Source organism: Nannocystis pusilla (genome assembly GCF_020073745.1).
GTDB lineage: Bacteria > Myxococcota_A > Polyangia > Nannocystales > Nannocystaceae > Nannocystis > Nannocystis radixulma.
Genome location: NZ_JAIRAU010000023.1, coordinates 232646 through 245019 on the forward strand (window position 1 = coordinate 232646; position 12374 = coordinate 245019).

Sequence of the window (12374 nt, forward strand, 5' to 3'; positions counted from 1 at the left end):
TTTCGAGTCATGATCGCCCTCGTCCCCCTCGCGCGTCCTGGCGAGGTCCTGCTCTGGGCCGCCCCGCTCCCTGGCGAGTCCGAGTTCGTCCTCGAAGACCCGCTCGCGCTCGACTACCTCGGCCAGCAGGTCGGCTACTTCCTCCTCCCGGCGCTCACGACCCGCAGCGGCCAGGCGCAGTACTTCGCCGTGGTCCTCTACGGTCTCGACCTCGCCGCGCGCGCCCTCAAGGAATATGGCCTGTCCGACGACGATGACGAGCGCCGCCGGCTGTTCGAACGCTGGGAGCGGCTGTGGGCGCTCGCCACCCTCGAATCCCGCAACGGCTCGCTCGGCCGCGGTCATCCCGACGCCATGCGCGGCGCTCGTGGCGTCGGCAAGACCTGGTTCTCCGGCGAGAAGCCGCTCCCGCGCGACTACCCGCTGATCTCCCGCCAGAGCGAACTGGGCGGCCTCGGCGCCTACCTCGTCCCGCTCCGCGACCTCGGCCTCGTCTATCCGGGCAGCCTGCGGATCACCCCGGCCGCCACCCCGATCGTCGACGCCTTCTGGGGCGAGCCCGGCACCATGCACATGCAGCGCTTCGATAACTGGGCGTTGCACGTTCTTGCGCCGGCCACTGCTCGCATCGAGCGAAAGTTCCAGAACTTCCGCCTCGCCACCCTCGGCGAGCGCTCGCGCCTCACCAGCATCCTCGGTCGAAAGTCCCAGCAAGATCGAATCTTCGAGGCCGCCGTCGAGCGCGCCCCGCCGCCGACCCTCGCCGTCGCCCGCCTCGTCGAGCAGGCGACCCGGCTCGATATTCACGATCCGCGCGACCTGCTCGTCGCCATGCTCGCTGGCCGCTGCGGCCCCGTCGACGCCTCGCTGCGAGATCTGCTCGCCCTCGCCCTCGCCTTCGGCGACACCGCCGTCGCCGTCCGCGACTGCTTCGACACCATCTACACCGACATCACCGACGCCGGCTTCATCGCCGCGCGCGCCCGCATCGTCGCCCAGTCGCTCACCACCGAACGCCTGGACAACCTCCGCCGCGCCGCTGCGGCCCTGCTCGCCGCCCCTCAGCTCGCGCGCCTGCAGCAGCTGCCGATGCACGGCCGCGTCTTTCTCCGTCTCGCCGAGGATCTTTCCGGCGCCACGCCCGACGCCGCCCTCGACCACATCCTCGCCTTCCACCGCCGCGTCCAGCGCGAGCGAACCACCGGCGACAGCTGGATCGCCCAGGAAAGCGGCGACCTCCGGATCGCCCAGACCCGCTACACCGGGCACCGCTTCGAGGCCCGCTTTCCGGCCTTCAAGTTCAACATCGTCCGCAACCTGCTCGAAACGACAGGTCGTCTCCCCGCCGCGAACGGAGCGCCCCAATGACGAAACGATCCGCTCCCCCGCGGCGCACCGCCCTCGAGTGTCTCGAGAGCCAGGAGTCCTGCCTCGGCGCCGTCTTCTGTTCCTACACCTTCGACCCGATCTTCTTCGAGTCGCACGTCCTGCGCGCGATCCTCAAGCTGCAGAGCGACCCCGACGAGCAACTCCCCGACTTCCTACGCGAGGGCCTGAAGGCGCTCCAGGGCGTTCCCGTCGCCTGCTTCGTGGACGCCGGCGCTCGTTCGCCCGGCCAGCGCCTTCCCTACGACCTCCGTCTCATCTTCGCCCGGGTCTTTCACCCCAAGCTCGCCCTGCTCGTCCATCACGATCATGCGAACCTGCTCCTCGGGTCAGGCAACCTCACGCGCGGCGGCTACGGCGACAACACCGAGCTGTGGTTCCCCCGCAAGCTCCGCTACAGCGACGCGAACGACGTCGCGGCCCTGCACGCGCTGCTCGGCTTCCTCGCCGGCGTCGAAGCCCTCTCCGGCGCACCGAGCCCGCAGCTCGCCCTCGTCCGCACCACCCTCACCGGTCGCCTCGCTACCGCCCCGGCCCAGGCCGATGCGCGCACCTTCCACGTCCTGCACTCCCTGCAGGCCCCGCTGCTCCCGGCCTTCCTCGAGCTCATCCCGCGCGACGCCGAAATCCTCCAGCTGGGCATGCTCGCCCCATTCTTCGAGCGCGACGATCAGCAGGCCGCCGACCTCGAACAGGTCCAGTCGCTCGTCAGCTACATCCTCGCCTCTCGCAACAGCCACGAGGCCGAGCTCGACCTCGGCTTCGGCTGGCAGGGCGGCCCGCTCGGTCCCCCGACCGTCGTCCCCGCGCTCGAACAGGGGCTCGGCCAGGTCTGGGTTCATCGCACTCCCGGCGAACCGCCCACCATCGAATACTTCATCCCGCTCAAGTGCACCACCAAGACGGTCCGCTACCTCGACCACCGGCTGAAAGAGCGCTCGTGGTCCCGCGAGGACGCCGACGAGGCCCACGCGGCGCGCCAGCTCTATCCGGCCGCCCCGCTAATTGCTAACGGTCCCGCGCGGATCGTCGAGGCGCTCGCGAAACAACGCGAGCTGCGGACCTGGCTCCTGCCGACCCTTCGCTTCGACGACGACCGCCCGGTGCGCCGCCCCCTGCACGCCAAGCTGCTGACGATCACCACCGAACGTCGCGGCGTCATCACCACCCACATCCTCGTCGGTTCCCCCAATGCCTCGGGCCGTGCCCTGCTCCACCCGCCGCCCCACGGCAACGTCGAGCTCGCCGTCGTGCTCTCGCTCGAGGGCGCATGGTCCCTCCCCGACCTCGCGCCCGATTTGATCGCCTGTCCGCGCGACCAGCTTCAGCTCGCCGAGCCCGTCTTCCCGGCGAGCGGCGCCAACCTCGGTCACTGGATCAGCGACGCAACCTACGACCCGCGCACGCGGGAGCTCCACGTTGTCTGGGCCGATGGCATCGCCGATGCGCCGACCTGGCGCCTCCTGTACGTCGAGCGCCAGTTGGCCCGCGGCGATGCTCCTCCGTCCGGCGAGCTCCGCGCCGGCGACTTCGACCTCCTCGCGATCTGCTGCGAGCTGACGCTCGAGATCACCGGCGTCCGCTACAGCGTCCCGATCCGCGTCACCGACCTCGGCGCCTTGCCCGTCGACCCGGTCGAAGCGCAGTACGGCCTCGCCGAGCTGATCGCCCTGCTCAGCCGGCGGATCGGCCGCGAGCGCCTGCGCCACGTCGCCACCCAGAGCGGCCGCCAGGGCACATCCGCCGTCCTCGAAACCATCTTCGGCGAGGGCTTCACGCCGACCGACATCTTCCGCACCTGGAAAAACCTCGCCCGCGACCTGGCCGAGGAGAACATCACCCTCGCCGCGTTCCGCCACATCCTGGCAGGTCCCATCGGCGTCCGCGCCGTCTGGCAGCGCATGCGCGAGGCGGTCGGCGGCGACTTCACCCGCGAGGTCGTGTGGTTCTACGGCGCTGAACTTCTCAAGACCTTCAGCGAGCTCGAGCTCCCCGCGGACCCCGACCAGCCGAGCAAGCGCGCCGAACTCGCCCACTTCCTGAACGACCTGCGCGCCGACCTCGGCGCCCTCGCTCCCGCCATTCAAGGTCGCCCGTGGATCGACCCGATCCTGCGCTTCTATCAACCCCTGACTGCCCCGAGCGAACGCCATGACCCTGCGTGACCAATCCTGGCTCCGCACCTTCCTCGACCTCGGCGCGCACGCCCAGCAGGGCAACATCTCCTCGCGCGACATCGAGCGGCAGGAGGACACCGTCCTCCGCGCCCTCGAGATCTTGCAGGACCACCCCGGCGTCGTGCTCGCCGACGAGGTCGGCATGGGCAAGACCTTCGAGGCGCTCGGCGTGCTCGCGGCCCGCGCTCACGTCGCGCCCGAAAGCCGCTTCCTCGTCATCACGCCCGGCCCCGACCTCAACAAGAAGTGGACGCGAGAGATCCGGCGCTTCATCGCCGACGCCGGCGGCGGTCGCAAGGTCTACGGCGGCCTCGAGCCCGACGCGATCCTGGACGTCGGTCGACTCGGCGACCTCCTCGTCGAGGCCCCGCGCCGTCGCGTGCTGATCGCCCCGATCAGCCTGTTCCTGCGCGGCGTCCGCGACGATCACGCCGACTTGCTCGACCTCTTCTGCCGCTACAAGCGCCTCCCCGGCCCGACGCGCGCGGCCATCTTCCGCCGCTTCCGCGACGGCGCCTGCCAGCGCGAGCCCGCCGAGACCTTCTTCGGAAAATTCAACTACGCCGCCCTCGAGCCTCATCTCGCGGCCGCCTTCACGCGCACCGACGGCAACGAGCCCACGCTCGACGCTGCCTACGCCGAGCACGGCAACGAGCTGTTCTCCGCCGACAACAAGGCCGGCAAGATCCTCGACCTCCTCGACCTCGCCCGCTACCGCCTCGCCCGCGCGCTACTCCCGACCTTCGACCTGCTGGTCGTCGACGAGGCTCACAAGCTCAAGAACCGCGAGACCAAGCGCGCCCTGTCGCTGAGCCAGGCCCTGCGCCAGCGTTTTCGCAATGCCCTCTTCTTGACCGCGACCCCCTTCCAGCTCGGCATCGACGAGCTGCGTCAGGTCTTCGCCCTCTTCTCCCTCGCCCAGACCGCGCCTCTCGACCTGCGCGAGCGCGCCGAAAACCTGCTGACCGACATCCGCGATTATCAGGACGCCTACGCCGGCTTCGAGCGCGACTGGGGCCGCGTCGACCCGGTGCTCGCCGCCGAGCTCGGCCAGCACCTCGAGCGTTCACCCGATCTCGCACAGCTCCCCGACAACCCCGCCCTCCGCCCGGTCGCGCTGCACCTGCGCCGGCTGATCGAGCTCAAGGACACGCGCATCGAGCCGGCCCTCCGCCGCTGGATGGTCCGCAGCCGCCGCGACGACCGCTTCCTCTACCGGGACCATCGCCCCAGGCGCCTGCCCGTAGAGGGTCCAGCGATGATCCCCTTCCTCGCCTACGAGCGCCTGATCGCCGAACTGTTCGACCAGAAGCACCCGACCCACAAGGCCGCCGTCGAGATCAACATGGTCTCGTCCTACAGCGCCGCACAAAGGAGCGAGATGTTGTCGGACGAGAAGACCGCCGCGATCCCCTCGATCGAGCGCTACCGCGGCCTTTTGCGCGACATCTTAAAAAACCTCTCGGACGAGCGCGACAGCCATCCCAAGCTCTCGCACGTCCTCGGCGACGTCCTGCGCGCCGCCGAGGAGCGCGGTGAAAAGACGCTGATCTTCTGCGCCCGGATCCAGACGCTGCACGAGCTCCAGCGCAAGCTGCACGACGCCTGGGAGGACCGCCTCCTCGACCGCTGGCGCCACGCCTACCCCGATGCCACCCACACGGACGTCTTCGGCGAGCGCGGCGAGGATCGCCACGCCCGCGGCCGACATGCCCTGCTACAGCAGCGATTCCACCGCACGCAGGATTTCCTCTACTTCGCGCTCCGCGAGCGCTACCTGCAGACCTTGCTCGACTTCGAGGACTGGGGCGAGCGCCACCTCGACGCAATTGTCGAGCGCGCCGAGCCGCTGCTCCGCCAGGTACGCACCGGCCCGACCTCCGCCGAGCGCATCAACTTCTGCATCCTGAAACGCGTCGTCGAGCGCGCCGCCGTCGACCTGCGTCGTGAACGCGACCCTGCCTGGGCCAGGGACTTCGCCGACGTCATCCAACGGATCTGCGACCCGCGCTTCATCCCCCACGGCTACGACCTCGTCAAGGACGAGCTCGAGGAGTCCGAGGACGGCCACCTCACCCCGACCTGGAACATCTCCCGGGAGCACGCGCAGCTCGTCGTCCGCTCGCGACCCCACCTTTGGACGTACTTCCGCGGCAACATGTACGGCCTCCCCGACGAGCGCCGGATCCAGCTCGTCGAACGGCTCGCCCGCTACCTCACCGCGCGCTACGTTCCCTTCATCGCCGACGTCATCGCCCGCGCGAAGTCAGCCGGCCTCGCCGTCGATCCCGTCCCTTCACGCGAGCTCCTCGACCTCGTCGACGACTTCTGGCAATCCCCTGTCGGACGCGGCTACGTCGTCCAGCTGCGGCAGTTCCTGCAGTACTTCCATTACGAGCTCTCCGAGGAGTCGCAGGACAAGCTCCTCGACGGCGAGCTGCTCGAGGGCCGCTTCGTCCGCCAGACCAGCGACGGTGAGGCGCGCGAGCGCCTGCGCGAGACCTTCAACACTCCGCTGTACCCGATGGTGCTGATCGCCAACGAGGTCATGCAGGAGGGCCTCGACCTGCAGCGCTCGTGCTGCCGCGTCATCCACCACGACCTCCCCTGGAATCCCGCCCAGCTCGAGCAACGCGTCGGCCGCGTCGACCGTCTCGGCGGCCGGATCCACAAGCTGCGCGACAAGGACCGCGACGCCAAGCTCGAGATCCTCTACCCGCTGATCCAGCAGACGATCGACATGCGGATCCACCAGGTCGTCCGCCAGCGCGAGAAGTGGCTCGAGTTCCTGCTCGGCGCGCCGCCCGATCCCCAAGAGTACGCCGAGGTCAACACGCCACCTCCACCGCTCCCCACCGCCCTCGCCGACCGCCTCCGCATCGACCTGCGCCCGCGCGTCCCTTCATGATGCGCACGGTCGCTTGTCCCGGAGACGACTGCTGGAGGTGCGCCGTCTGCCGGCATGGCGTAAGAAGAGGCCGCCATGTCGACCTTCGCTGCGCTGTCCCGTCTCGTCCCGCTCACTCTGCTCGCCGCCGCCGCTTGCGGGCCCACGGAGCCCGGCGGTACCGGGGCCACGACGAGCGCCGGCGACACGCCGGGAACGTCGAGCGAGACCAGCGGCGAACCGGCCGAGAGCACCTCGACGAGCACGGGCGCCGTCATGACGGGCGACGTCACGACGGATGAACCGACCACTGGTCCGGCGATCACGAGCACCACCGACATCACGAGCACCACCGACACCACGAGCACCACGAACACCACCGACACCACGAACACCACCGGCGATCCCGATGTGCCGCTGCAGTGCCCCGAGGCGATCGACGAGGCGATCCTCGCCTGCGTCGCCGATCTGCAGAGCGACCCCGAGCTGGCCGCCGGCAACTTCCTCCTCGACCTGCTGTTCATGTGCAGCGACGCCGAGCCGGTCGCCGACGACTACGACGCGCACTGCACGAGCGCCCCGGACGACCCGATCTGCGGCCTCGAGTATCCGCAGTTCGTCGAGACCGTGCTCCCGGCGTGCATCGCTCGCGCGCAGACGATTTTGTTCGCCGACGTGTGCCTGCTGCCGGGGTCGTATGACGAGCTGTTGTTCGCGCCGGCGGTCGTGCTGATGGATCGGCGGCTCGTGACCGGCGCGGCCGAGCTCGATGCGACCGAGCAGGAGCAGTTCTTGCGGGCGAGCGCGGAGATCGGGGTCGCCAGCGCGACCGTCGCGCAGGCGCTGAGCGCCACCGACGAGGGCGGGGTCGAGCAGCTCACCGTCCTCGATGTCGGCACCGATCGCGTGCTCGTGCTGTATTCGGCGCACTACGACGGCGTCCGCCATGGCCGCATGTTCTTCTGGCAGACCTTCACGATCGTCGGCGCGATCGAGGCCGACGTGTTCACCCGCTGCGGGGTGGAGCAGACGATCGAGGGTCGGCCCTGCGAGGACGCGCTCGCGTGCGGCGACGAACACACGTGCTTCGACGTGCTCGAGGGCGAGGGCAACGTCGTGCTCGCGCCGGGCACCTGCGTGTCGGAGGTCGATATCCCGGGCGACGGTGACGCTTGCAGCGCGCACGCCGAGTGTGTGCCGAGCAGCGGCCTGCTCTGCCTCGACCGGCTCGAGGGCGACGGCGACGGCGTATGCCGACCGGGCTGGATGCGCCGCAGCTTCGCCGGTCCTGCCGGTGATTCGCAGCTCATCGCCGACGGCACGCTGCTGCTCCCGCTCCTCGCCTCCGGCATCGCCACCGTCCCGACCGCCGCGTACCTCGACGTGCAGATCGTCCAGGACGCGGCCAACAGCGTCGCCGTTCACCTCGTCAATCCGTTCGGGACCAGCACGCCCGTCACCGTCTCGGAGGGGCCGGTGATCGATCTGCAGCTGTTCGAGGTCGGCGTGCCGACCGACGAGAGCGCCGGCGGCACCTGGCACCTCGCCGTCGAGGACCTCGGAGGCGCCGCGAGCGGTGTCGTCACGCGGCTGGCCTTGACCCTCGACACTCGCTTCGACTGACTCGGACGGCGCGCGGTCCCATCGGCCATGCGCCGGCCCATGCACGACGTCCGGGCCTCCGCAAACCGAACAGCTGAAGGGCCAGGAAAGGGCATGGGGCGCCTGTCCACCGGACTGTGGCCGTGGTATCGTGGCCCCCGCCCCGCGCATGCCTCGGCCTCACAAGCGCTCCGCCGCCGAGGTTCACCATGCCCGCTGTCTCGCGAGCGAGGGAACATATTCTCTATACAAAGACTTCGCCCCGCTCACCACGACCTCACCCCACCCGATACTTCTAAGAGCTCGATCGATCACGCAGAGAGCCCGTATGGCTCCGATCACCTCACAACCCCGGAGGAATTCCCATGGACAGTCGCGACCTAAGTTTTCTCCTCGATATTGCCAAAAAAGTCCACGAGGCCCACAAGCAGCACCATCAGCTGGAGATCTCCGTGGCCCAGCGAACCGACGACCTCGGCATCGGTCTGCAGATCGACCTGAACGCCGCGCTCCCGGCCGGCGCGCTGATCTTCGGGCGCATCAGCGGCTTTTGGCTCGGCGCCCTGTCGGCCGTCGACGACACCCTGTTCTGCGACAAGAGCGGCAATTTCCTCACCATCGGCCCCGTGCATGGGCAGCGCGGCTCGCTCTATATCCCTTACGGCGCCGCCCGTAACCGCGGCCCGGGCCTCTACACCCTCGATCTGAGCATTCACCTGGTCGAAGCCGGCACGGCGACCTCGACCGAGATCGGGCAGGCCAGCTACAAGCTCGCGCTCTCGAACCAGCCCCCCTGGCGCCGGGTCGAGTTCTTCTGGCCGCTCATCAAGCTGTGCATGGCCGTCATTCGCGTCGACGACGAGGTCCTCGCCAGCGAGATCCGCGGGCTCCGCGAGTCCTTCACGGCCCACCTCTTCCTCGGGCCCGCCGACATGCCCGACCTCCGCGCCGTCATGAAGGACCCTCACCATGGCGATCTGAACCAGCTGATCGACAGCATCGCGCTCCGCATGCCCTTCATGGGCCCGGAGACCATCATTCAGCTCATGTGCGAGATCGCTCGCCTCGACGGGCCGGTCAACGCCCACGAGTTCGCCCTCATTCGCCAGGTCGCCGCTTCCCTCGCCGTCTCTCCTGCGCGCTGCGCCGAGCTCGCGGCCGCCCCTGCGGCCATCGCCGCCCCCGGCAACACCCGCGCCCTCGCCCCGACCCCCCGCTGAGAGCTCCGCATCGGCCTCCTATTCCGCCACCCACCCCTTCGCCTATCACATCTTTCCCCTGACCGCCGCACGCTCGATATGGCGTCTCGGGGCCTCCACGGAAAAGACGACCTCGGCGAAGCCGGTCAGATTCGTCGCACCACCGGCGACCTCGATCGCCGCCTCGGCTTCCAGGCATCGGGTGATATTCATCGAATCGAAGCTGCTGTGTCGCGCGAGATCCGTTGCGCGCGAATTGGCGCCCGGTTATCCTCCGTGGCGTGTCGCTCGACCCGAGCGTCGAGTGACACGCCACGAGGTGCTCCATGCATTCACGAACAGCGTCTTGTTCCTGCGGCCAGCTGCGTATCGAGGTTCGGGGAGAACCACTCGGCACCGGCATCTGCCACTGCCTCGCCTGTCAGCGGCGAACGGGCAGCGTCTTCGCGGCGCTGGCCGCCTTCGCCGGCCCCTACGAGGTGTTCGGCGCGGCGACCGAGTACGTCCGCGCCGGTGACCAGGGGGCGAGGTTCAGGTTCAGGTTCTGCCCCGTGTGCGGGTCGACGGTGTTCCACACGGAGGAGGGCAGCGAGCGGTCGTCGGTGGCCGTCGCCGTCGGGGCGTTCGCCGACCCGAGCTTTCCCCCGCCGCAGGATTCGGTGTACGACTGCCGGCGGCACCCCTGGGTTCAGCTGCCGCCGGGGATCGAGACATACGAGCGGGACCCGCCGTAATCTCAGGCCCCGGGCGCATCGGAGCGGGCGCGCCGGGGAACTCCTCGGATTCGTCGGCGGCGCGGCGGAATCGTCAGTCGGCGGCGCGCTGGAACGCGGGGCGCTCGCGCAGGCGGGCCAGGTAGCGCGCGGCGGTGTCGGCGCCGCGGAGCAGGCCGCAGACGTCGGCCCATTCGAGCAAGCCGCCGAGGATGATGTCGGCGGTGGTGAATTGCTGCCCGAGCACCCAACCGGCAGCGAGGCGGTCGTCGAGCAGGGCGAGGCAGCGGCGCAGCGCGGTCCGCTCGTCGTCGGTCGCGGTGCCGCTGCGCAGCTCGGGCGGCCGCGGGAACGCGCGGAGGTAGGGGCCGTGCACGACGCTGTCGAGGTTCGTCATGCTGAAGAGGATCCACTGATAGTAGTGGGCGCGAGAGATCGACCCCTCCGCGGGGACGAGGCGCCGCTCAGGATCCTTCTCGGCGACGTACATGCAGATCGCCGCCGATTCGAGCACGACCTGATCGCCGTCGACGAGCGCCGGCACGCTGCCGAGCGGGTGGATCTTCAGGTACTCGGGTGACTTGTGTTCGGCCCGCGCGAGGCTGAGGTGGATGACCTCGTGGGACAGACCGGTCTCCTCGAGCGCCCAGCGGCAACGGAAGGCCGAGGTCATGGCTGAGTAGTAGAGCCTGAGCATGATCCCATCGTACCCGATTCTCATGCGCCGATGATCGCGCCGGGGCTCGTCACGGGGAGCTCGATCGTGAACACCGAACCCTGACCGGGCGTGCTGACGACGGAGATCCGCCCGCCGAGCATCTCACACAGGCGACGCGTGATGGTCAGTCCGAGGCCGGTGCCGCCGGCGCGGCGCGCGGCGGAGCTGTCGGCCTGGTGGAAGGCCTCGAACACCCGCGAGGTCTCCTCGGCCGTCATGCCGATGCCGGTGTCGTCGACCGCGAACACGATCTGCTCGTCGTCGCGGTGCACCCGCAGCGTCACCGTGCCGGCCTGGGTGAACTTGGCGGCGTTGCCGAGCACGTTGAGCAGGACCTGGCGCACGCGCACCGGGTCGCTGCGCATGTCCCCGAGCGCGCCCGCGACCTCGATCGTGAAGGCGTTGCCGGCGCGCTGCATCAGCGGCCGCACGGCGTCGGCGACCTCGTGCACGAGCGGGGTGACGGCGAAGCCCTGAACCCTGATCTCGAGCTTGTCGGCCTCGATCTTCGACAGGTCGAGGATGTCGCTGATGAGCCCGAGCAAGTGCGACCCGGCGCGGCGGATCCGTCCGGTGTCGTCCAGCAGCTCGGCGTCGCCGCGATCCTCGGCGACCTCCGACAGCAGCTCGCTGTAGCCGATGATCGCGTTGAGCGGCGTGCGCAGCTCGTGGCTCATGTTGGCGAGGAAGGTGCTCTTGGCGCGGCTCGCCGACTCGGCGGCCTCGCGCGCCTCCTGCAGGCGCGCGACCATGCGCGCGTGCTCGATCGAGATGGCGATCTGCGAGCTCAGGAGGTTGAGCGTCTCGATCCGCGCGGGGGTGAAGGCGCCGGCGGTGACGCGGTTCTCGAGGTAGAGCGCGCCCAGGCGCTGGCCGCGGAGCGCGAGCGGGAGGCACAGCAGCGAGCGCGGACGCAGCGCGGCGATCACCGGGTCGGCCGCGAGCGCGACGGCGGTGTCGGGGTCGTCGAGGGTGACGATCTGGGCTGTCCGGAAGGCCAGGCGGATCGGGACCGCGGGGACGTGCGGGCAGGCCTCGAGCGGCTGGAGGGCGAGCTGGGTGCGGGCGTCGCCGTCGGCCGCGAACTCGCCGACGACGGCGAGGCCGTGGTGCTCCTGCAGCACGAGGACGCCGCGGCTCGCCCCGGCGGTGAGGACGACGATCCGCATGACGGTGTGGATCAGGTCCTCGAACCGGAGCTCGGCGGCGAACGCCTGCGAGGCCCGCAGGACGCTGCGGAGGTCGAGCTCGGCCTGGGCGGCGCGGGTGGCGAAGGCCGGGGCCGGCTCGACGGCGGCGACGTGCGGCAGGTCGTGACGGAGCAGCGCGGCCTTGGGGTGCGCGCCCCAGCGGGCGTAGCGCTCGCTGGCGTCGCGCAGGAGCATCTGCCCGATGGTGAGCCGGCCGCGGGCGATGAAGTGGCGCCCCGCGAGCTCGGCCGCGAGGGCGGCATGCCAGGCGAACCCGTTGTCGACGGCGAGCCGGAGCGCCTGGTCGTAGGCCAGGCCGGCGCGCTCGTGGTCGCCGCACAGGCGCGCGCGCTCGGCCTCGACGAGCCGGGCGCGGTGCTCGTAGGTCTCGGGGGCGAACTCGGACCAGGCGACGAGCTGGTCGTGGAACGGGTCGATCCACCCGCGCAGCGCCTCGTCGACGCTCAGCGAGCCGCCCGCGGCCGCGGCCGCGGCGAGCGCC

9 protein-coding genes are annotated in these 12374 nt (G+C 70.0%); 6 read left to right on the plus strand and 3 right to left on the minus strand.

All coding sequences use genetic code 11. The annotated features are described in order from the left end of the window. The first annotated feature begins 9 nt into the window (after positions 1-9). The 5 genes from K7C98_RS17940 to K7C98_RS17960 all read left to right on the plus strand — a co-directional run bounded on the left by K7C98_RS17940 (position 10) and on the right by K7C98_RS17960 (position 9272). Positions 10-1368 (plus strand): hypothetical protein, encoded by a 1359-nt coding sequence (locus tag K7C98_RS17940; protein ID WP_224192905.1) that lies wholly within the window; start codon positions 10-12, stop codon positions 1366-1368. After that, positions 1365-3551 carry a hypothetical protein gene (locus tag K7C98_RS17945; protein ID WP_224192906.1) on the plus strand — a complete coding sequence of 729 codons (2187 nt, stop codon included), beginning with the start codon at positions 1365-1367 and terminating at the stop codon, positions 3549-3551. Before K7C98_RS17940 ends, K7C98_RS17945 begins: the two co-directional genes overlap by 4 nt. Next, the gene (locus tag K7C98_RS17950; RefSeq protein WP_224192907.1) at positions 3538-6471 is read left to right on the plus strand and encodes an SNF2-related protein; all 2934 of its coding nucleotides are present in this window, start codon (positions 3538-3540) and stop codon (positions 6469-6471) included. The genes K7C98_RS17945 and K7C98_RS17950 overlap by 14 nt, the downstream gene beginning before the upstream one ends. A 75-nt stretch (positions 6472-6546) precedes the next feature. Beyond that, positions 6547-8073, plus strand: coding sequence for a hypothetical protein (locus tag K7C98_RS17955; RefSeq protein ID WP_224192908.1), 1527 nt, complete (start codon positions 6547-6549; stop codon positions 8071-8073). A gap of 344 nt (positions 8074-8417) precedes the next feature. After that, positions 8418-9272, plus strand: coding sequence for a TerB family tellurite resistance protein (locus tag K7C98_RS17960; protein WP_224192909.1), 855 nt, complete (start codon positions 8418-8420; stop codon positions 9270-9272). Positions 9273-9317: 45 nt separating this feature from the next. On the opposite strand, the gene K7C98_RS17965 is transcribed toward K7C98_RS17960, so the two are convergent. Next, positions 9318-9464, minus strand: a complete 147-nt coding sequence (locus K7C98_RS17965) for a hypothetical protein (protein WP_224192910.1) — start codon at positions 9462-9464, stop codon at positions 9318-9320. 113 nt (positions 9465-9577) lie between these two features. Between K7C98_RS17965 and K7C98_RS17970 the strand changes: the two genes are divergently transcribed. Beyond that, entirely contained in the window at positions 9578-9985 is a 408-nt protein-coding gene (locus tag K7C98_RS17970; RefSeq protein ID WP_224192911.1) for a GFA family protein, read from the plus strand. Between the two features lie 73 nt (positions 9986-10058). Here the strand turns inward: K7C98_RS17970 and K7C98_RS17975 are convergent, their stop codons facing one another. Continuing rightward, complete coding sequence (locus K7C98_RS17975; protein WP_224192912.1) at positions 10059-10661, minus strand: glutathione S-transferase family protein; 603 nt, start codon at positions 10659-10661, stop codon at positions 10059-10061. Positions 10662-10681: 20 nt separating this feature from the next. Beyond that, on the minus strand, positions 10682-12374 hold a 1693-nt coding region (locus tag K7C98_RS17980), incomplete at its 5' end, for a GAF domain-containing protein (protein ID WP_224192913.1).

Excerpts from the sequence above, each read along its gene's own strand:
- K7C98_RS17940 (WP_224192905.1), top strand. The coding sequence starts at position 10 with ATGATCGCCCTCGTCCCCCTCGCGCGTCCTGGCGAGGTCCTGCTCTGG.
- K7C98_RS17945 (WP_224192906.1), top strand. The coding sequence starts at position 1,365 with ATGACGAAACGATCCGCTCCCCCGCGGCGCACCGCCCTCGAGTGTCTC.
- K7C98_RS17950 (WP_224192907.1), top strand. The coding sequence starts at position 3,538 with ATGACCCTGCGTGACCAATCCTGGCTCCGCACCTTCCTCGACCTCGGC.
- K7C98_RS17955 (WP_224192908.1), top strand. The coding sequence starts at position 6,547 with ATGTCGACCTTCGCTGCGCTGTCCCGTCTCGTCCCGCTCACTCTGCTC.
- K7C98_RS17960 (WP_224192909.1), top strand. The coding sequence starts at position 8,418 with ATGGACAGTCGCGACCTAAGTTTTCTCCTCGATATTGCCAAAAAAGTC.
- K7C98_RS17965 (WP_224192910.1), bottom strand. The coding sequence starts at position 9,464 with ATGAATATCACCCGATGCCTGGAAGCCGAGGCGGCGATCGAGGTCGCC.
- K7C98_RS17970 (WP_224192911.1), top strand. The coding sequence starts at position 9,578 with ATGCATTCACGAACAGCGTCTTGTTCCTGCGGCCAGCTGCGTATCGAG.
- K7C98_RS17975 (WP_224192912.1), bottom strand. The coding sequence starts at position 10,661 with ATGCTCAGGCTCTACTACTCAGCCATGACCTCGGCCTTCCGTTGCCGC.